Source organism: Streptomyces sp. DH-12 (genome assembly GCF_002899455.1).
Lineage (GTDB): Bacteria > Actinomycetota > Actinomycetes > Streptomycetales > Streptomycetaceae > Streptomyces.
Window position 1 is genome coordinate 4,696,272 of the sequence record NZ_PPFB01000001.1, and the last position, 19,400, is coordinate 4,715,671.

Genomic DNA, 19,400 nt, shown 5'->3' on the forward strand with positions numbered 1-19,400 from the left:
TGCCCCTGGCGGACCGGCCCGTCGGACCCGGCGTGAGAGACGGCGCGGAGAGCCTCCGCGCCGGTTCCGGTTCCCTGGACGAACGCTGGGCGCGTCTTGGCGTGTTCCCGTCCGGGAACGGCGACGACGACCGGACGCGGGTGCTGCCCCCGTCCGGGACCGACGACAGGACCCAGGTCCTGCCCGACGCGTCCGGCCGCACGGTCCCGCCCGCCCGGCCCGGCAGCGAGGACCGTACACAGGTGCTGCCCGAGGTGGGCGGACGCGCGGAGCCGCCCGCCCGGCCCGGCCCGGCCGGCGGCGCCCGCCCGTCCGGCGGCCCTGTCGCGTCCGGCGGCCGGGACCGCTTCGACGCCTTCGGGAAGCCGCCCGCGGGGCGCCGGGTCGCCGACGAGGCCTACGACTCCGAGCGCACCACCGCCCTGCGCGTCCCCCGCCCGGCAGCCCCGGCGGCCCCGGCGGCCGGGACGGTGGACGCCGGCGCCACGGCCCGGCTCCCGGTCACGGGCGCCGCGGTCCCCGGGGACACCGGCACCGCCGTACGCGACCCCTGGCAGGAGGAATCCGGCGGCACCGGTGAGGCCACCCACGACCCGCACGAGGTGACGGTCCAGCTCGACGCCGTGCAGATAGGCGCCGGCGGTGTGCTGAGCCGTACACCCGGAGCGGGCGCGGCGCCCGAGGCGGCCCCCGTGTTCGTCGACGAGTCGGGCCGCCGCAACCGGCTCTACCGCCGCATCGGCCTGGCCGTCGGCCTCGCCTGCGTGGGCTACGCCGTCGTCATGGTCGCCACCCTGCTGTCCGGCAACTCCGCCGCCCCCTGGATGCCCGTCCCGGGCCAGGAGGGCAAGCCGGCCGAGCAGGTGGAGACCACGCCCCGGCCCTCCGCGACCGACCCCGCCCCCAGCTCCGGCGCCGGCCTCGACCCGGGCGCCGTGCCGACCGTCCCGGACGCCGCCGACCTGCCCGGACCCGGCGCCTCCGCGCCCGCGGCGGGCGGCACCGGCGGCACCGTGGAGCAGCCCGACGGCGATGCCCCGGCGACCACGCCGACCGGCCGCGCCAGCTCCCAGCCGGGCACCGGCGGCGCCGACGCGGACGGCGGCCCCGCCGCCGAGACGCCCCCGGCCGGCGGAGGCGCCAGCACCCAGCCCTCCACGCCGACGACCGAGGACGACGTCCCGCAGCCCGAGACGTCCGACCCCGTCGGCGACGGCGGCGAGGCCGGCGGCACCGACAGCCTTTCCGCTCCGTCCGCCGGCCGCCCGGTCGCCGTCGAACCCGCCGCGGGCGCGGGCTCCGCCCCCATCGCCGCACCGTCCCCGGAGAACGTCCTCTGATGGCATCCCCGTCCCACCGCCGCCGGGCGCCCCGCCCGGACCGGCGCGGCGCACTGCGCCGTCGCGTACCGCTGCGCCTGCTGCTCCCGCTGCTGGTCCTGGTCGCCCTCGCCGCCATGCTGATGCTGCGCGGCTACGTGCACAGCGAGATCCTCGCCGACCACCGGGTGCAGAACCCGGCGCCCACCACCGAGGTGCCGAAGGAGATACTCGAGGGCGGCCCGGTGATAGACGTCCGCACGGGCGAGGCCACCACCCTCAGCGTGCCGGACGGCCGCCTGGTGCTCACCTTCGACGACGGCCCGGACCCCACCTGGACGCCGAGGGTGCTCGACGTGCTGAAGAAGCACGACGCGCACGCCGTCTTCTTCGTCACCGGCACCATGGCCTCCCGCTACCCGGACCTCGTCCAGCGCATGGTCGACGAGGGCCACGAGATCGGCCTGCACACCTTCAACCACCCCGACCTGTCGCTGCAGTCCAGGGAGCGCATCGACTGGGAGCTGTCGCAGAACCAGCTCGCCATCACCGGCGCGGCCGGCATCCGCACCTCGCTGTTCCGTCCGCCGTACTCCTCCTACTCCGCCGCCATGGACAACGAGTCGTGGCCGGTCACCGAGTACATCGGCAGCCGCGGCTACCTCACCGTCGTCAACAACACCGACAGCGAGGACTGGAAGCGGCCCGGCGTCGACGAGATCATCCGCCGCGCCACCCCGGAGAACGGCGAGGGCGCCATCGTCCTCATGCACGACTCCGGCGGCGACCGCAGCCAGACCGTGGCCGCGCTCGACAGGTTCCTGCCCGACCTGAAGGAGAAGGGCTACGAGTTCGACAACCTGACCGAGGCCCTGGACGCGCCCAGCGCGCACAGCACGGTCACCGGACCCGAGCTCTGGAAGGGCAAGGCCTGGATCTTCCTGGTGCAGGCCTCCGAGAAGATCACCGACGTGCTGGTGGTCGGCCTGGCGATCATCGGCACCCTGGTCATCGCCCGCTTCGTGCTGATGCTGCTGCTGTCCGGCGCCCACGCCCGCCGGGTGCGCGGCAAGAACTTCCGCTGGGGCCCGCCGGTCACCGAGCCCGTCACGGTGCTCGTCCCGGCGTACAACGAGGCCAAGTGCATCGAGAACACCGTCACCTCCCTGATGGCCAGCGATCACCCGATCGAGGTGCTGGTCATCGACGACGGGTCCACCGACGGCACCGCCCGCATCGTCGAGGCGATGGGCCTGCCCAACGTCCGGGTCATCCGCCAGCTCAACGCGGGCAAGCCCGCCGCCCTCAACCGGGGCCTGGCCAACGCCCGGTACGACATCGTCGTGATGATGGACGGCGACACGGTCTTCGAGCCGTCCACCGTCCGTGAACTCGTCCAGCCCTTCGGCGACCCGAAGGTCGGCGCCGTCGCCGGCAACGCGAAGGTCGGCAACAAGGACAGCCTCATCGGCGCCTGGCAGCACATCGAGTACGTGATGGGCTTCAACCTGGACCGCCGGATGTACGACATCCTGCGCTGCATGCCGACCATCCCGGGCGCCGTCGGCGCCTTCCGGAAGTCGGCGCTGGAGCCCATCGGCGGCATGAGCGACGACACGCTCGCCGAGGACACCGACGTCACCATGGCGCTGCACCGCGCGGGCTGGCGCGTGGTCTACGCGGAGAACGCCCGCGCCTGGACCGAGGCCCCGGAGACCGTGCAGCAGCTCTGGTCGTAGCGCTACCGCTGGTCGTACGGCACGATGCAGGCCATCTGGAAGCACCGCCGCGCCCTCGTCGAGAAGGGCCCCTCCGGCCGCTTCGGCCGTGTGGGCCTGCCCTTCGTCTCGCTGTTCATGATCGTGGCCCCGCTGCTGGCCCCGCTGATCGACGTCTTCCTGCTGTACGGCCTGGTCTTCGGACCGACCCAGCAGACCATCCTCGCGTGGCTGGGCGTGCTGGCCATCCAGGCGGTCTGCGCCGCGTACGCGTTCCGCCTGGACAAGGAACGCATGACCCACCTGATCTCGCTGCCGCTGCAGCAGATCCTCTACCGCCAGCTCATGTACGTCGTGCTGCTCCAGTCCTGGATCACCGCGCTCACCGGCGGCCGGCTGCGCTGGCAGAAGCTGCGCCGCACCGGTGTGGTCGGAGCGCCCGTGAACGGGACCGTGCCGAGCGGCCAGGCGTACCACGACGACCGGAGGCCGGTGGCATGACCCACGGACACCCGTCCGGCGCCGGCCCGGTTCCGGGACCGGCCGGCCCGTACCCGACCCCCTACGGCGGACACACGGGCACGGCCCCGCAGCCGCCGTACCCGTTCCCCCGGCAGCACACCACGGAGCCGGCTCCGGAAGCCGCGGAGGCGCCGGTCCGCGAGAAGCCGGGCCGGGACCGGTACCTGGACCTGCTGCGCTCCATCGCCCTGGTCCGCGTCGTCGTCTTCCACCTCTTCGGGTGGGCCTGGCTGACGGTGCTGTTCCCGTCGATGGGCGTGATGTTCGCGCTCGCCGGCTCGCTGATGGCCAGGTCGCTGAAGCGGCCCGCGTGGAGCGTGATCCGCGGACGGCTCCGCCGCCTGCTGCCCCCCTTGTGGATCTTCGGCGCCATCGTGCTGACGCTGCTGTTCGTCAGCGGCTGGAACCCGGGCAAGGACCCCGGCCAGGGCGGCGGGCTCTGGGGTCTGGTCAAACTGTTCAACTACCTGGTCCCGATCGGCGCCCCGCCCTACCCGTTCGAGGCCGCGGACCTCGGGCCGCTGGGCGCCACCTGGGCGACCGACGCGGTGGGGCCGCTGTGGTACCTGCGCGCCTACCTGTGGTTCGTGCTCGCCTCCCCGCTGCTGCTGTGGGCGTTCCGCCGGGCGCCCTGGCCGACGCTGCTCGCCCCGCTCGGCCTGACGGCCGTCGTCGGCACCGGGCTGGTCACCATCCCCGGCGAGACCGGCAACGCGGTCACCGACTTCGCGGTCTACGGCTCCTGCTGGGTGCTGGGCTTCGCCCACCAGGACGGCATGCTCAAGCGGGTCCCGTGCTACATCACCGTGTCCTGCGCCTCCCTGGTGATGGCGTTCGGCCTGTGGTGGGCCTCGGGCCACCTCGGTGACTCGGGGTGGAACCTCAACGACATCCCGCTGGCCCAGGCCACCTGGTCGTTCGGGTTCGTGGTGATCCTGCTCCAGTACTCGCCGTCGTGGCGGGAACTGCCGGGACGGCTCGCCGGCTGGGACCGGATGGTGACCCTGTCCAACAACCGGGCGGTCACCATCTACCTCTGGCACAACCTGCTGATCGCGCTCACCTTCCCGCTCGTCGACCTGCTGTACAAGCTCCCGTTCATGCAGAACGAGCGCGGGGTGGAGGCCCTCAACAGCACCTACGAGCTCTGGACGTTCACGTTCATCTGGCCGCTCATCGGCCTGGTGGTGCTCGCGACCGGCTGGGTCGAGGACCTCGCGGCGAAGCGCCGCCCGAGGCTCTGGCCGAACGGGAGCAAGAGGTCCCGCCCGCGGGCCGGGGCACGCCGGGGCTGATCGTCACGGGCGGAGGCGTCGAGGAGCGGAGGGCCGTCGGACGACACGTCCGACGGCCCTCACCCGTTCACCCGCGACGCCGGCGGCTCACCCGGCGGCCATCCGTAGCCTCGCGCCGTACGCGTCGCACGCATGACGGTGCGGGCCGCACCGCGCGGCCACGGCAGGCAGGACGCCCTCGACGTCGTCGAGTCGCCGGCCCCGGAGCTGGTCACCGACGCCTGCCCGCACACCGAAGGGCCCGCCTCCCCCCAGGCTCACGGGGCTGGGCGACGGCCGGCTGCGGGCCGGGGGGTGGGACAGCGACCCGTACGTCCCCTCCCCGTCCGGCGGGGCCGGTGACGATTCCGCCCCGCTCGCTCCGCTCGACACCGGGTCCGGGCGCGGACTGCTTCTCGTGCAGGAGTACGCCGACTCCTGGGGAGGGCGGGCCCTCGGTGACGGTGCGCTGGGGCGGGGAGCGGGGAAGCTGCTCTGGTTCGAGGTGGGCGGCCGTGCCACACTGCCCCTGTTGCCGAAGTGAACGGTGGGCCAGGGGGCGCGGGGCGTATGAGCAAGCGGCAGACGCAGAAGATGCTGCAGTTGATGGCGAGCGGGGAGCCGGTGCAGCTCACCAGCCCCATGGCGTCCGTGAAGAAACTCGCCCGGCTCGCCTTCGTCGCCCAGCAGTTCGGCTACGAGTACGCCGACGTCCGGCAGGGCGGCGGGGGGAACAACGGCAAGCTCACGATGCTGATCGTGCCCGACCCCAGCCCGCAGGCGCAGGCCCGCGCCGCGCAGAACCGGGCGCAGTACCCGAACGCACACGACGGCGTCTCCCTGCCGCCGCTCGTGCCGGACGCCGTCGAACTGCTCAAGGCGCGCATCAACTTCGACCTCACCGGAAAGAGCGCCGAGAAGCGGATCGGCTACGGCGCCCTCGGCGTCTCCATCGGCAGCGTGATCATCGCCTACCGGCTCGGCGGCACCTCGGACGACTTCGTCGTCGCGGCGGTGATCTGGCTGGCTCTCATGGCGGTCCTGGGCATCGGCTTCGTCGTCACCCGCAAGCGCAACGCCAAGTTCGCGGCGCGGCTCCAGGCGGCCGGCTTCGCACCGGTGACGGACGAGACGGGCCGGGTGCGCTACCTGCCGCCGGGCGGTCAGACGCCGGGGCACGGCAACCCCTTCGGGAGCGGCCCCTACGGCCCGTACGGGGCGCAGGCCGGCGCCCCGGCCCCGCAGCAGCAGCCCGCCCCGGGCTACGCCCAGCAGCCCCCGGCGTACGGCCGGCCGTTCCCGCAGCAGCAGCCCGGCCCGTACGCCCAGCAGCCGCCCGTCTACGGTCAGCCCGGTCCGTACGGCGTCCCGCCCCAGCAGGCGCCCGGCCCCTACGGGCAGCCCGGCCCCTACGGTGCCCCGCAGCAGCAATCCGGTCCCTACGGGCAGCCCCCGCAGCACTGACCCCTCACCGCGTCCCCGGTGACCGGTGACGGACTCCTCTCACCCCGCCCCCGCCCGGGGTGAGAGCAACGTTCCCTGCCGGTCACCGCGTGCCACAGGCCGGAAACGCCCCCTCCCTACCTTCGGAACCAGCCCTCGCGGCACCGCCGCGCCCCGGAGAACAGTGGAGGCCCCATGACAGCCCGCAGCGGCCGTTGGATCCAGCAGTGGGACCCGGAGGACGAGACCTTCTGGAACCGCACCGGAGAGCGGATCGCCCGCCGCAATCTCCTCTTCTCCGTCCTGTCCGAGCACATCGGCTTCTCCGTCTGGACCATGTGGTCCGTGCTGGTGCTCTTCATGGGCCCCGAGTACGGGCTGACCCCCGCCGACAAGTTCCTGCTGACCTCGATGGTCACGCTGGTCGGCGCCGTCGTCCGGGTCCCGTACACCTTCGCCGCCGCGGTGTTCGGCGGGCGGAACTGGACGATCGTCTCCGCGGGGCTGCTGCTCGTGCCGACCGTCGCCGCGTTCGCGGTGATGGAGCCGGGCACCTCCTTCTCCACGTTCCTGCTGGTCGGCCTGCTGGCCGGCATCGGCGGCGGCAACTTCGCGTCCTCCATGACCAACATCAACGCCTTCTTCCCGCTGCGGAAGAAGGGCTGGGCGCTCGGCCTGAACGCGGGCGGGGGCAACATCGGCGTCCCCGTCATCCAGCTCGTCGCCCTCGCGATCATCGGCGCGAGCGGCGGACCGCGGGTGCTGCTCGGCCTCTACATCCCGCTGATCGTCCTCGCCGCCCTGCTCGCGGCCCTCTACATGGACAACCTGGCCTCGGTGAGGAACGACACCGGAGCCGCCAAGGACGCGGCGCGCGACCCGCACACCTGGATCATGTCCTTCCTCTACATCGGCACCTTCGGCTCGTTCATCGGCTACAGCTTCGCCTTCGGGCAGGTGCTGCAGAACCAGTTCGACCGCACCCCGCTGGAGGCCGCGTACGTCACCTTCATCGGGCCGCTGCTGGGCTCGCTGATCCGTCCGGTGGGCGGCCGGCTCGCCGACCGCTACGGCGGCGCGCGCATCACGCTGTGGAACTTCGTCGCCATGGGCGCGGCCACCGCGGTGCTGATCGCCGCCTCGACGGAACAGTCGCTCGCGCTGTTCACCGTCGCCTTCGTGGGGCTGTTCGTGCTGACCGGTCTCGGCAACGGCTCGACGTACAAGATGATCCCCGGCATCTTCCAGGCCAAGGCGCAGGCCCTGGGCCTCCAGGGCGAGGCGGCGGCCGCGTACGGACGGCGGCTGTCCGGGGCGTCCATGGGCCTGATCGGCGCGGTGGGCGCGCTCGGCGGCGTCGGCATCAACCTCGCCTTCCGCGAGTCCTTCCTCTCCTACGGCTCCGGCACCGGCGCGTTCATGGCGTTCCTCGCCTGCTACGCGGTCTGTTTCGCGGTCACCTGGGCGGTATACCTTCGCCGGCCCGCCGCCCGCCCGGCCGGCGCCACCTCCGCCACGGAGGAGAAGACGCAGCTCAGCTACGCCGAGGTGTGACGGCGGGTGACGTAACACTGGTGACATGAAGCCGAACCGAGCCCGTCATGGAACGTTGACAGGCTCGATCGGCATGAAGGTGGAGCCGCACCTTCATGCAGTACGCCGACTCGAGCCGGGACGAGAGTGATGGACGACGAACGAGAGCAGTCACCGGAGCACGGCCCCCTCGCGGGCTTCACCGTGGGCGTGACCGCGGCGCGCCGTGCCGACGAGCTGGGCGCGCTGCTGGAGCGGCGCGGTGCGGCGGTGCTGCACGCCCCGGCCCTGCGGATCGTGCCGCTCTCCGACGACAGCGAACTGCTGGCCGCCACCAAGGAGATCATCGGGCGGGCCCCGGACCTCGCGGTCGCCACCACCGCCATCGGGTTCCGCGGCTGGGTGGAGGCCGCCGACGGCTGGGGGCTCGGCGAGGACCTGCTGGAGCGGCTGCGCGAGGTGCGGATCCTGGCACGCGGACCCAAGGTGAAGGGCGCGATCCGGGCGGCCGGACTGACCGAGGAGTGGTCGCCGGCCTCGGAGTCGATGGCCGAGGTGCTGGACCGGCTGCTCGAGGAGGGCGTCGACGGGCTGCGCGTCGCCGTCCAGCTGCACGGCGAGCCGCTGCCCGGGTTCGTGGAGGCGCTGCGCGCCGGGGGAGCGGAGGTGGTGGGCGTGCCGGTCTACCGGTGGCTTCCGCCGGAGGACCTCGGGCCGGTGGACCGCCTGGTCGACGCGGTCGTCGCCCGCACCCTGGACGCGGTCACCTTCACCAGCGCGCCCGCCGCCGCCTCGCTGCTGTCCCGTGCCGAGGAGCGGGGCCTGCTCGACGACCTGCTGGCCGCGCTCGGCCACGACGTGCTGCCCGCCTGCGTCGGCCCGGTCACCGCCCTGCCGCTCCAGGCGAAGGGCGTCGGCACCGTGCAGCCCGAACGCTTCCGGCTCGGCCCGCTGGTCCAGCTCCTCTGCCGCGAACTCCCCTCGCGTGCCCGCGCGTTGCCCGTCGCCGGGCACCGGGTGGAGATCCGGGGACACGCGGTGCTGGTCGACGGCGCGCTGCGGCCCGTACCGCCCGCCGGGATGTCCCTGCTGCGGACGCTGTCCCGCCGGCCCGGCTGGGTCGTCTCCCGCGCGGAGCTGCTGCGCGCCCTGCCGGGCGAGGGCCGCGACGAACACGCGGTGGAGACCGCGATGGCCCGCCTGCGCACGGCCCTGGGCGCCCCCAAGCTGATCCAGACGGTCGTCAAACGCGGCTACCGCCTGGCCCTCGACCCGGCGGCCGACGCCAAGTACGACGGGGCGGGCTGAGCGCGTTCGTCGACCGGTTCGCCGTCGGTGACCGACGCGGTCCCCGACGCCTTTCCCGCCACCTTCCCCGCCCTTTTCACCCCACCCCCTCACGGCGGGGCGGCGCCCGGCCGGCCAGTCGTCGAAGCCGCCGCGTCCGGGAACGCGCGGACCCCCGCCCCGTTCCCCCTCCCTGCGGGCGGGCTGGACGGAAAGCACGCGGCGGGAGGGGTTCCGGGGGCGGGGGCGGGCGGGCACTGTGGAGGCGGAACGGTTTCCCGGTTCGCGCACGGCCCCCCACGCGCGCGGGGGCCCACCTAGGCGGTGGCAGGACATGGCACTGGGTACGGTCACGGCGTCCTACGAGCTGAGGTTCGACACCGGGCGGGTCTGCCTGGACCTGCTCGCGACCACTCATCCAGGGGAGCGGCTGGCCTCCGTCGACGCGCTGCGCGCCTGGATCGCCGGCACCGGACTCGTCCCCGAGGGCACCCCGCTCGCCCACGCCGGCCCGTCCTGGCTGACCGCCTTCCGCGAACTGCGCGCGTGCCTGGTCCCGTTGGTGCGGAAGTCCGGCTCCCGCTCCTACGGCCCCGCGCTCGCCCGGGTCAACGAACTCGCCCGCTCCGCACCGCCGGCGCCCCGCGCGGTCCCCGGCGCGGACGGGACGCTGGTGCGCCGGCTCGCCGGCCCGCCCGGCCGTGACGCGCTGCTCGGCGCGGTGGCGCGGGACGCGGTGGACCTGCTCACCGACCCGGCCGCCCGGGCGAGCCTGCGCCAGTGCGAGGGCGACAACTGCCCCATCGTGTACGTCGACGCCTCCCGGGGCCGGCGGCGCCGCTGGTGCTCCAGCGAGGTGTGCGGCAACCGCGAGCGCGTGGCCCGGCACCGCCGCCGCACCGCGGCCCTCACGCGCGCCTGAGGCCGGCGCCGCCGGTCCGCGCCGGAACGTCCTGTCCGCTTCGCGGTGTTCGCGCACCGAGGGCGCCGGGCACCGGTCAAGTGACGACCGTCACGCCCCCGTTGGACCCGCGTGGTCGCCCGTCGGCGCTTCCCCGCTCACCGTGTGCCGGAGATGTGGAGAGGGAGCGGGGGGAATGTGCGTGCATGTCCCGGTCGCCGTGACGTCCCCGAGAAAACTGCCGTCTCTCTTTGAACGCCCCACGGCCCCCGTGCGTACCGGTGGGCGAGCGACCGACTGGGGGATCGCCCGGACACCGGAGGTGGGCGTGCGCAAGGATGCGGCCGTGGCCAATGAACGCGGAACGAGGGCCCGACATCGCATGTCCTCACCGCCCTCGGAACCTGACGAGGAGTTGATGCGTGCGCTGTACCGCGAGCACGCGGGACCCCTGTTGGCCTACGTCCTCAGGCTGGTCGCCGGAGACCGGCAGCGCGCCGAGGACGTCGTCCAGGAAACGCTCATCCGTGCCTGGAAGAACGCCGGTCAGCTCAATCGGGCGACCGGTTCGGTACGCCCCTGGCTGGTGACGGTCGCCCGGCGCATCGTCATCGACGGCCACCGCAGCCGGCAGGCCCGGCCGCAGGAGGTCGATCCGTCGCCGCTGGAGGTCATCCCCGCGGAGGACGAGATCGACAAGGCGCTGTGGCTGATGACGCTGTCGGACGCACTCGACGACCTGACCCCGGCGCACCGGGAGGTCCTCGTCGAGACGTACTTCAAGGGGCGTACCGTCAATGAGGCGGCCCAGACACTCGGCATACCGAGCGGCACCGTACGCTCCCGGGTGTTCTACGCCCTGCGGTCGATGAAGCTGGCTCTGGAGGAGCGGGGGGTGACGGCGTGATGAGTGTGTACGGGGGAAACCAGGGATTCGGCACGGGCGGGACGGGTATGTCAGGTGCCATGGAGGGATCACCGGTGCCGAACGAGCACGAGACCGTCGGTGCCTACGCCCTCGGCATCCTCGACGACGCCGAAGCCAGCGCGTTCGAGGCCCATCTGGCGACCTGCGAATGGTGCGCCCAGCAGCTCGACGAACTCGCCGGGATGGAACCGATGCTGGCCGCGCTCGCGGACCTGCCCGACGCCGCCGGATCGCCCGCGATCGGCGAGTCGCTGTCCGCGAAGCCGTCGCCGCGGGTGGTGGAGAAGCTCATCGACGAGGTGGCCGAGCGCCGGGCGCGCAAGCGCCGCCGCAACTTCTACATGGTGGCCGCGGCCGGCGCGCTGATCGTCAGCGGCCCGTTCGTGGCCGTCGCGGCGAGCGGCGGGGACGGGGGCGGCAGCGGCGGCGGGGGCGGCGCCGGCCGCACCCTCGCGGCCAACCCCGCCAAGGACGCCTTCGACAAGAGCTCCGAGAAGATCACGGCGACCGACCCCGTCACCGGGGTGACCGCCACCGTGGCCCTGGAGGACAAGCTCTGGGGCACCGAGATCGTCACCGAGCTGAAGAACGTCAAGGGCGAACAGAAGTGCTCGCTCATCGCCGTCGGCAAGAACGGCGAGCGCGAGACGGTGAACTCCTGGGCGGTCACCGGCGAGGGCTACGGACTGCCCGACGCCACGACCGACAAGGGCAAGCAGCCGCTGTACGTCCAGGGCGGCGCCGCCTTCGAGCGCAACGAGATCGACCACTTCGAGATCGCGACCTTCGACGGCAAGACGCTCGTGGAGGTCGACGCGTAGCCGCGACAGGCTCCCTTCGCGTACGGTTGACGGCTGCCCAGCACGTCAGAAGGGGGCCCGGTGGCCGCTCAGGCTCAACAGGAAACCGCGGTCGACCCGGTTCACGACTCCGTTCGGGACCGGGAGATCCGTGTGGAACAGGAACACCTGGACCGGGTGTACCGGCGCCTCGAGGAGAAGATCTCCGAGGCCGAGTTCCTCATGCGCGACGCCGCCCAGCGCGGCCAGGTCGGCACGCCCGGCGCCCTCGCCGAACGGGACGCCCAGGTCTTCCGGGCCGGCGTCCACCTCAACCGGCTGCACGGCGAGTACGAGGACTTCGTCTTCGGACGGATCGACCTGCTGCCCGGCAAGGACGGCGAGAAGGGCCCCGACGGCGCGTACACCGCCGTCGAGCCCGCCGAGGGCGCCGTCCGCCCCGACAACACCGCCGACATCGCCGAGACCCTGCACATCGGCCGCATAGGCGTCCTCGACGAGGACTACGCCCCGCTGGTCATCGACTGGCGGGCGCCCGCCGCGGCCCCCTTCTACCGCTCCACCCCGGTCGACCCCGGCCGGGTCGTGCGGCGCCGGGTGATCCGCTCCCAGGGGCGCCGGGTGCGCAGCGTCGAGGACGACCTGATGCGCCCCGAGCTGACGGCCTCCCTCGACGGCCGCGAGCTGGCCGTGATCGGCGACGGCGCCCTGATGGCCGCGCTCGGCCAGGCCCGTACCCACACGATGCGGGACATCGTGGCGTCCATCCAGGCCGAGCAGGACCTGGTGATCCGCGCCCCCGCCGCCTCCGTCACCTACGTCGAGGGCGGTCCCGGCACCGGCAAGACCGCCGTCGCCCTGCACCGCGCCGCCTACCTGCTCTACCAGAACCGGCGCCGGTACGCGGGCGGCATCCTCATCGTCTCCCCGACCCCGCTGCTGGTCGCCTACACCGAGGGCGTCCTGCCGTCCCTCGGCGAGGAGGGCCAGGTCGCCGTCCGCGCCATCGGCTCCCTCGTGGACGGCGCCGAGGCCACGCTGTACGACTCCCCGGCCGTGGCCCGCGTCAAGGGCTCGTACCGCATGCTCAAGGTGGTGCGGAAGGCCGCGCGCGGCGCCCTGGAGCTGAACGACGCGCCGCAGCGGCTGCGGGTCGTCGCCTTCGGCCGGCGCCTGGAGCTGGAGGCGGAGGAACTGGCGGGCATCCGCCGTACCGCCCTCGGCGGCACCGCCCCGGTCAACCTGCTGCGTCCCCGCGCCCGCAAGCTGCTGCTGGACGCCCTGTGGGAGCGCTCCGGCGCCGGGGCCCGGCACACCGACCCCGAACTCGCCGCCGAGCTGCGCGCCTCCTTCGACGAGGACATCACCTCCGAGGACGACTTCACCGCCTTCCTCGACGCCTGGTGGCCCGAACTGACCCCCGCCGCCGTCCTCGACGCCATGGCCGACGAGCGGCGCCTCGGCCGCTGGGCCCGGCGCGTCCTGAACCCGGGGGAGGTGCGCAGGCTGGCGCGCGCCTTCCAGCGGGACGGGCGCTCCGTGCACGACATCGCGCTGCTGGACGAGCTCCAGGCGATCCTGGGCGCCCCCGCCCGGCCCCGCAAGAAACGCGAGATCGACCCGCTGGACCAGCTCACCGGCCTGGAGGAGCTGATGCCGGTGCGCGAGGAGACCCAGCGCGAGCGGGCCGAGCGGCTCGCCCAGGAGCGCGTCGAGTACGCCCACGTCATCGTCGACGAGGCGCAGGACCTCACCCCGATGCAGTGGCGCATGGTCGGCCGCCGCGGCCGGCACGCCACCTGGACGATCGTCGGCGACCCGGCCCAGTCCTCCTGGTCCGATCCGGACGAGGCCGCCCAGGCCCGTGACGAGGCCCTCGGCGCCCGCCCGCCCGCCTCCCGCCACCGCCCCGCCGGGGGAGGCCCCTCGGGCGCCCCTTCCCGTGGCCGCCGCTTCGAGCTGACCGTGAACTACCGCAACCCGGCCGAGATCGCCGAGCTGGCGGCGAAGGTCCTCGCCCTCGCCATGCCGGGCGCCGAGGCGCCGCGCGCGGTGCGCTCCACGGGCGTCGAGCCGCGCTTCGCCGTGGCCGGGGAGACGCTGGGCGACACCGTGCGGGCCGAGGCCGCCCGGCTGCTGGAGCGGGTGGACGGCACGGTCGGCGTGGTCGTCGCCATGCGGCGGCGCGAGGAGGCGCGGAGCTGGCTCGACGGGCTCGGCGACCGGGTGGTGGCGCTCGGCAGCCTGGAGGCCAAGGGCCTGGAGTACGACGCGACGGTCGTCGTCTCCCCCGCGGAGATCGCCGACGAGTCCCCGGCCGGCCTGCGGGTGCTGTACGTCGCCCTGACGCGCGCCACGCAGCAGCTCACCGTGGTGTCCGTGGAGCGCGACCAGCCGGACGCCGACGGGGTCCCCGACCTGCTGCGGGACTGAGCGGACGGTCCCGCGGCGACCCCGTGGGACCGGTGGGGCCGGGGATGCGGGAAATATCCCCGGTCGCGGGAATGGCCTCGCGCGATCCGTTTGTTAGCCTGGACGTGGCACCGGCCCGATCCAAGCCCCCGGGCCCAACCTTAGTCGCTTCGAGCGACCACTTGCCGCGAGGCGAGCATGGCGGGTCGGTGTCATGAACGTGTGAGAGGCCCACGTCACGAGATGTGACGTGGGCCTCTTTTGACTCTTCCATGCCTCTCGTGTCGTGGAATACGTTTTCCGTCTGATGACATGGCGCGGTGAACAAAACGTTCGCAATCCGAGGCGGCTACCACGTACCCAGCGGTAGGTGCGACGATCGGACGGCACGATTCGCGACACGGTTGAAAAGCAGAGGAAGTCGGCCATGGCAACGGCGCCCAGCGTCTCCTACTCGATGACCATCCGGCTGGAGGTGCCCGCGGGAGGAACCGCGGTGTCCCAGCTCACCGGGGCCGTCGAGTCCCACGGAGGCTTGGTGACCGGCCTCGACGTGACGGCGTCGGGCCACGAGAGGCTCCGGATCGACGTCACGATCGCGGCCGCGTCCACCGCCCACGCCGACGAGATCGTCGAGCAGCTCCGCGCCATCGAGGGCGTCACCCTCGGCAAGGTCTCCGACCGTACGTTCCTGATGCACCTCGGCGGCAAGATCGAGATGGCGTCGAAGCACCCCATCCGCACCCGTGACGACCTGTCCATGGTCTACACGCCCGGTGTGGCCCGGGTCTGCATGGCGATCGCCGAGAACCCCGAGGACGCCCGCCGCCTCACCATCAAGCGCAACTCCGTTGCGGTCGTGACGGACGGCTCCGCCGTGCTGGGCCTGGGCAACATCGGCCCGAAGGCCGCGCTGCCGGTGATGGAGGGCAAGGCCGCCCTGTTCAAGCGGTTCGCCGGCATCGACGCCTGGCCGCTGTGCCTGGACACCCAGGACACCGACGCGATCGTGGAGATCGTCAAGGCGATCGCCCCCGGCTTCGCCGGCATCAACCTCGAGGACATCTCCGCGCCCCGCTGCTTCGAGATCGAGGCCCGGCTGCGCGAGGCCCTCGACATCCCCGTCTTCCACGACGACCAGCACGGCACCGCGATCGTGGTGCTCGCCGCCCTGACCAACGCCCTGCGGGTCACCGGCAAGTCCATCGAGAGCATCCGGGTCGTCATGTCCGGCGCCGGCGCGGCCGGCACCGCCATCCTCAAGCTGCTGCTCGCCGCCGGCGTGAAGAACGCCGTGGTGGCCGACATCCACGGCGTGGTGCACGCCGGCCGCGAGGACCTGGTCGGCGCCGCCCCCGGCTCCGCCCTGTGCTGGATCGCCGACCACACCAACCCGGAGAACCTCACCGGCACGCTGAAGGAGGCCGTGCGCGGCGCGGACGTCTTCATCGGCGTCTCCGCCCCCAACGTGCTCGGCGCCGAGGACGTCTCCGCGATGGCCGAGGGCGCGATCGTGTTCGCGCTCGCGAACCCCGACCCCGAGGTGGACCCGGCGATCGCCCGCCAGACGGCGGCCGTCGTGGCCACCGGCCGCTCCGACTTCCCCAACCAGATCAACAACGTGCTGGTGTTCCCGGGCGTCTTCCGCGGCCTGCTGGACGCCCAGTCCCGCACCGTCAACACCGAGATGATGCTGGCCGCGGCCCAGGCCCTGGCCGACGTGGTCACCGAGGACGAGCTGAACCCGAACTACATCATCCCCAGCGTCTTCAACGAGAAGGTCGCGGGCGCGGTGGCCGACGCCGTCCGGGACGCCGCGAAGGCCGCCGGCGCGTGACACCCGCGACGGTCCGGGCGTTGTGAGGATCGCCACGGGCGGTTTGAACCGGCGCGTCGCGGAACCCGTACTCCCGGCCGCCCCCTAGGGTGGCGGCCGGACCCGGGCTCCGGCCCCCTGCTGTCCGCTGCCGGAAGCGGACGGAGCGTCACCGTGCGGAGGCCGTGACGCTCTTCGTGTGACTCCCTCGGGTGTTCTCACGACTCCTGCGGGTGCCGGATTGGCATTACCGCCGCAGGTAGAGGCAGGATGCGTCCCTGGGCGCGAGGGTCCGACGAAGGACCCGGGTCCGGGGACTCACCGAGGAACCTGGCAGCATCGGCTTTCGCCGTGCCCGACATGCGGCTCCGCCGCGTGGCACGCCTCAACGGCAAGAAGAACACGGGAGTAACAACATGAACCGCAGTGAGCTGGTGGCCGCGCTGGCCGACCGCGCCGAGGTGACCCGCAAGGACGCCGACGCCGTGCTGGCCGCGTTCGCCGACGTCGTCGGCGACATCGTCTCCAAGGGCGACGAGAAGGTCACCATCCCCGGCTTCCTGACCTTCGAGCGCACCCACCGCGCTGCGCGCACCGCGCGCAACCCGCAGACCGGTGAGCCGATCCAGATCCCCGCCGGGTACAGCGTGAAGGTCTCGGCGGGCTCGAAGCTCAAGGAAGCGGCCAAGGGCAAGTAAGGCGCCCGCGCGCCCGCCCGCTGCGACGCCGTCCGGCTGAGCGGTCCTGAGCGGGCGCGGGTCCGTCGTGGCTCGTCGCGCCCGCGCGGTGGCAGCCGCGCGGCAGGTGCGGCCCGCGCCCCTTCGCGGGGCGCCGCAGTGAACGCCGATGGGGCGGTCACCCTTTCCGGGTGACCGCCCCATCGGCGTTCGTGGCCGTGGTCAGCCGAGGGCCTTGCCCGGCAGTTCCACCTTGGCGCCGAGCGCGGAGAGCTTCTCCATGAAGTTCTCGTAGCCGCGGTTGATCAGGCCGATGCCGTGCACGCGGGACGTGCCCTGGGCGGCGAGGGCCGCGATCAGGTACGAGAAGCCGCCGCGCAGGTCGGGGATGACGAGGTCCGCGCCCTGGAGCTTCGTCGGGCCCGAGACGACCGCCGAGTGCAGGAAGTTGCGCTGGCCGAAGCGGCAGTCGGAGCCGCCCAGGCACTCGCGGTAGAGCTGGATGTGGGCGCCCATCTGGTTCAGCGCGGACGTGAAGCCCAGACGGGACTCGTAGACCGTCTCGTGGATGATGGACAGGCCCGTGGCCTGCGTCAGCGCCACCACCAGCGGCTGCTGCCAGTCGGTCTGGAAGCCGGGGTGCACGTCCGTCTCCAGCGCGATGGACTTCAACTGCCCGCCGGGGTGCCAGAAACGGATGCCCTCGTCGTCGATCTCGAAGGCGCCGCCGACCTTCCGGTAGGTGTTGAGGAACGTCATCATCGAGCGCTGCTGGGCGCCGTGGACGTAGATGTCGCCCTCGGTGGCGAGCGCCGCGGACGCCCAGGAGGCGGCCTCCAGGCGGTCCGGCAGGGCGCGGTGGGTGTAGCCGCCGAGCCGGTCCACACCGGTGATGCGGATCGTCCGGTCGGTGTCCATCGCGATGATGGCGCCCATCTTCTGCAGGACGCAGATCAGGTCCTCGATCTCCGGCTCCACCGCCGCGTTGGACAGCTCGGTGACACCCTCCGCGAGGACCGCCGTGAGCAGCACCTGCTCGGTGGCGCCGACGGACGGGTACGGCAGCCGGATCTTGGTGCCGCGCAGCCGCTGCGGGGCCTCCAGGTACTGGCCGTCCGCCCGCTTCTCGATCGTCGCGCCGAACTGCCGCAGCACGTCGAAGTGGAAGTCGATGGGGCGTCCGCCGATGTCGCAGCCGCCGAGGCCCGGGATGAACGCGTGCCCGAGCCGGTGCAGCAGCGGCCCGCAGAACAGGATCGGGATCCGCGAGGAACCGGCGTGGGCATCGATGTCAGCGACGTTGGCGCTCTCCACGTACGTGGGGTCGAGCACCAGCTCGCCGGGTTCCTCGCCCGGACGGACCGTCACGCCGTGCAGCTGCAGCAGACCCCGGACGACCCGGACGTCACGGATGTCCGGAACGTTGCGCAGCCGGCTCGGTGCGCTGCCCAGCAGCGCGGCGACCATGGCCTTCGGTACGAGGTTCTTCGCACCGCGGACCCGGATCTCGCCCTCCAGCGGGGTTCCGCCGTGGACAAGCAGTACGTCGTCGACGTCGTTGACGGTCATGGATCTCGCGTTCCGTGGAGTGGGGCAGGGGCCAGAAGGGAAAGGGTAGTCGCCCTCCGCCCCCCTTCTGCATGTCTGAGGAGGCCCCGGGGACGTCATGGGTCTGTCACAACACGAACCGTTCGACGGCGGACACGCGGGGTCACCGTGAGCCGTCGCGCGCCGGGCGCGCCCCCGGCCGCCCGTCCGCACCTCCTCGCCCCGGCCGGACGACGCCCGACCAGGAAGGTCTCGCGCGCGGCGGCCGTGTTCACTCCGTCACCCGGATTGCCTCCCCGCGCGACGGGAAGATGCGGGATCATGTCTGGCATGACCGAGGTGTCCTCGCTCACAGGGCGGCTGCTCGTGGCCACTCCCGCTCTGGCGGACCCGAATTTCGACCGTGCGGTGGTGCTCCTTCTCGACCACGACGAGGAGGGCTCCCTCGGTGTCGTCCTCAACCGGCCGACCCCGGTGGACGTGGGCGACATCCTGGAGGGCTGGGCGGACCTGGCCGGCGAACCCGGCGTGGTGTTCCAGGGCGGCCCGGTGTCGCTGGACTCCGCCCTCGGCGTGGCGGTCGTCCCGGGCGGGGCGGCGGGGGAGGACCCGCCGCTGGGCTGGCGCCGGGTGCACGGCGCGATCGGCCTGGTCGACCTGGAGGCCCCGCCGGAGCTGCTCGCCTCCGTCCTCGGCTCGCTGCGGATCTTCGCCGGGTACGCGGGCTGGGGCCCCGGCCAGCTGGAGGACGAGCTGGCCGACGGCGCCTGGTACGTGGTCGAGTCGGAGCCGGGTGACGTGTCCTGTCCGTCGCCCGAGCGGCTCTGGCGCGAGGTGCTGCGCCGGCAGCGCAGCGAACTGGCGATGGTCGCCACGTATCCGGACGACCCTTCGCTCAACTGAGCCGGGCGGCCTTCAGTACCCTTGGCGGTTATGAGCACTCTTGAGCCCGAGCGCGGGACTGGTACGGGGACCCTCGTCGAGCCGACGCCGCAGACCTCCCACGGCGACGGTGACCACGAGCGCTTCGCCCACTACGTCCAGAAGGACAAGATCATGGCGAGCGCCCTCGACGGTACTCCCGTCGTGGCGCTGTGCGGCAAGGTGTGGGTGCCCGGCCGCGACCCGAAGAAGTACCCGGTGTGCCCCATGTGCAAGGAGATCTACGAGTCCATGGGTGACGGCGGCGACGACAAGGGCAAGGGCGACAAGTAGTCCCCCT

15 protein-coding genes and 1 pseudogene are annotated in these 19,400 nt (G+C 72.9%); 15 read left to right on the top strand and 1 reads right to left on the bottom strand.

Annotation, left to right across the window (positions count from 1 at the left end):
- The first annotated feature begins 32 nt into the window (after positions 1-32).
- The 13 genes and pseudogenes from C1708_RS20045 to C1708_RS20105 all read left to right on the top strand — a co-directional run bounded on the left by C1708_RS20045 (position 33) and on the right by C1708_RS20105 (position 16,651).
- Complete coding sequence (locus tag C1708_RS20045; protein WP_133169079.1) at positions 33-1,340, top strand: hypothetical protein; 1,308 nt, start codon at positions 33-35, stop codon at positions 1,338-1,340.
- Positions 1,340-3,538 (top strand): annotated as a pseudogene (locus tag C1708_RS20050) (bifunctional polysaccharide deacetylase/glycosyltransferase family 2 protein). The gene C1708_RS20045 and the pseudogene C1708_RS20050 overlap by 1 nt, the downstream one beginning before the upstream one ends.
- Positions 3,535-4,854: an acyltransferase family protein gene (locus C1708_RS20055; protein ID WP_106413977.1), complete on the top strand. Its 1,320-nt coding sequence runs from the start codon at positions 3,535-3,537 to the stop codon at positions 4,852-4,854. Before C1708_RS20050 ends, C1708_RS20055 begins: the two are co-directional and overlap by 4 nt.
- Before the next feature lie 397 nt (positions 4,855-5,251).
- Positions 5,252-5,377: a hypothetical protein gene (locus C1708_RS35680; RefSeq protein ID WP_274543357.1), complete on the top strand. Its 126-nt coding sequence runs from the start codon at positions 5,252-5,254 to the stop codon at positions 5,375-5,377.
- Between the two features lie 26 nt (positions 5,378-5,403).
- Positions 5,404-6,297: a hypothetical protein gene (locus tag C1708_RS20065; RefSeq protein ID WP_106413978.1), complete on the top strand. Its 894-nt coding sequence runs from the start codon at positions 5,404-5,406 to the stop codon at positions 6,295-6,297.
- Between the two features lie 174 nt (positions 6,298-6,471).
- Positions 6,472-7,830 carry a nitrate/nitrite transporter gene (locus C1708_RS20070; RefSeq protein ID WP_106413979.1) on the top strand — a complete coding sequence of 453 codons (1,359 nt, stop codon included), beginning with the start codon at positions 6,472-6,474 and terminating at the stop codon, positions 7,828-7,830.
- Positions 7,831-7,959: 129 nt separating this feature from the next.
- On the top strand, positions 7,960-9,117 hold the full coding sequence (locus C1708_RS20075) for a uroporphyrinogen-III synthase (RefSeq protein ID WP_106413980.1): 1,158 nt from the start codon (positions 7,960-7,962) through the stop codon (positions 9,115-9,117).
- Positions 9,118-9,430: 313 nt separating this feature from the next.
- Positions 9,431-10,018, top strand: coding sequence for a CGNR zinc finger domain-containing protein (locus C1708_RS20080; protein WP_106413981.1), 588 nt, complete (start codon positions 9,431-9,433; stop codon positions 10,016-10,018).
- A gap of 301 nt (positions 10,019-10,319) precedes the next feature.
- Positions 10,320-10,904: a sigma-70 family RNA polymerase sigma factor gene (locus tag C1708_RS20085; RefSeq protein WP_106413982.1), complete on the top strand. Its 585-nt coding sequence runs from the start codon at positions 10,320-10,322 to the stop codon at positions 10,902-10,904.
- Between the two features lie 59 nt (positions 10,905-10,963).
- Positions 10,964-11,746 carry an anti-sigma factor family protein gene (locus tag C1708_RS20090; RefSeq protein WP_198602544.1) on the top strand — a complete coding sequence of 261 codons (783 nt, stop codon included), beginning with the start codon at positions 10,964-10,966 and terminating at the stop codon, positions 11,744-11,746.
- Between the two features lie 60 nt (positions 11,747-11,806).
- The gene (locus C1708_RS20095) at positions 11,807-14,158 is read left to right on the top strand and encodes a HelD family protein (protein WP_106413984.1); all 2,352 of its coding nucleotides are present in this window, start codon (positions 11,807-11,809) and stop codon (positions 14,156-14,158) included.
- A 406-nt stretch (positions 14,159-14,564) separates the two neighbouring features.
- Positions 14,565-15,974 carry an NAD-dependent malic enzyme gene (locus C1708_RS20100; RefSeq protein WP_106413985.1) on the top strand — a complete coding sequence of 470 codons (1,410 nt, stop codon included), beginning with the start codon at positions 14,565-14,567 and terminating at the stop codon, positions 15,972-15,974.
- Between the two features lie 395 nt (positions 15,975-16,369).
- A complete protein-coding gene (locus C1708_RS20105) occupies positions 16,370-16,651 on the top strand; it encodes an HU family DNA-binding protein (protein WP_003990598.1) in 282 nt (93 codons plus the stop codon).
- A 201-nt stretch (positions 16,652-16,852) separates the two neighbouring features.
- Here the strand turns inward: C1708_RS20105 and murA are convergent, their stop codons facing one another.
- Positions 16,853-18,199, bottom strand: coding sequence for a UDP-N-acetylglucosamine 1-carboxyvinyltransferase (murA, locus tag C1708_RS20110; RefSeq protein ID WP_106413986.1), 1,347 nt, complete (start codon positions 18,197-18,199; stop codon positions 16,853-16,855).
- Positions 18,200-18,508: 309 nt separating this feature from the next.
- Here murA and C1708_RS20115 point away from each other — a divergent pair, with 309 nt between their 5' ends.
- Positions 18,509-19,081 carry a YqgE/AlgH family protein gene (locus C1708_RS20115; RefSeq protein WP_198602545.1) on the top strand — a complete coding sequence of 191 codons (573 nt, stop codon included), beginning with the start codon at positions 18,509-18,511 and terminating at the stop codon, positions 19,079-19,081.
- A 30-nt stretch (positions 19,082-19,111) separates the two neighbouring features.
- The gene (locus C1708_RS20120) at positions 19,112-19,393 is read left to right on the top strand and encodes a DUF3039 domain-containing protein (protein ID WP_006134439.1); all 282 of its coding nucleotides are present in this window, start codon (positions 19,112-19,114) and stop codon (positions 19,391-19,393) included.
- Positions 19,394-19,400 lie beyond the last annotated feature (7 nt).

What these genes read in the sequence shown, in the direction of transcription:
- C1708_RS20055 (WP_106413977.1), top strand. Translation starts at nt 3,535, where the DNA reads ATGACCCACGGACACCCGTCCGGCGCCGGCCCGGTTCCGGGACCGGCC.
- C1708_RS20065 (WP_106413978.1), top strand. Translation starts at nt 5,404, where the DNA reads ATGAGCAAGCGGCAGACGCAGAAGATGCTGCAGTTGATGGCGAGCGGG.
- C1708_RS20070 (WP_106413979.1), top strand. Translation starts at nt 6,472, where the DNA reads ATGACAGCCCGCAGCGGCCGTTGGATCCAGCAGTGGGACCCGGAGGAC.
- C1708_RS20075 (WP_106413980.1), top strand. Translation starts at nt 7,960, where the DNA reads ATGGACGACGAACGAGAGCAGTCACCGGAGCACGGCCCCCTCGCGGGC.
- C1708_RS20080 (WP_106413981.1), top strand. Translation starts at nt 9,431, where the DNA reads ATGGCACTGGGTACGGTCACGGCGTCCTACGAGCTGAGGTTCGACACC.
- C1708_RS20090 (WP_198602544.1), top strand. Translation starts at nt 10,964, where the DNA reads ATGGAGGGATCACCGGTGCCGAACGAGCACGAGACCGTCGGTGCCTAC.
- C1708_RS20100 (WP_106413985.1), top strand. Translation starts at nt 14,565, where the DNA reads ATGGCAACGGCGCCCAGCGTCTCCTACTCGATGACCATCCGGCTGGAG.
- C1708_RS20105 (WP_003990598.1), top strand. Translation starts at nt 16,370, where the DNA reads ATGAACCGCAGTGAGCTGGTGGCCGCGCTGGCCGACCGCGCCGAGGTG.
- murA (WP_106413986.1), bottom strand. Translation starts at nt 18,199, where the DNA reads ATGACCGTCAACGACGTCGACGACGTACTGCTTGTCCACGGCGGAACC.
- C1708_RS20115 (WP_198602545.1), top strand. Translation starts at nt 18,509, where the DNA reads ATGACCGAGGTGTCCTCGCTCACAGGGCGGCTGCTCGTGGCCACTCCC.
- C1708_RS20120 (WP_006134439.1), top strand. Translation starts at nt 19,112, where the DNA reads ATGAGCACTCTTGAGCCCGAGCGCGGGACTGGTACGGGGACCCTCGTC.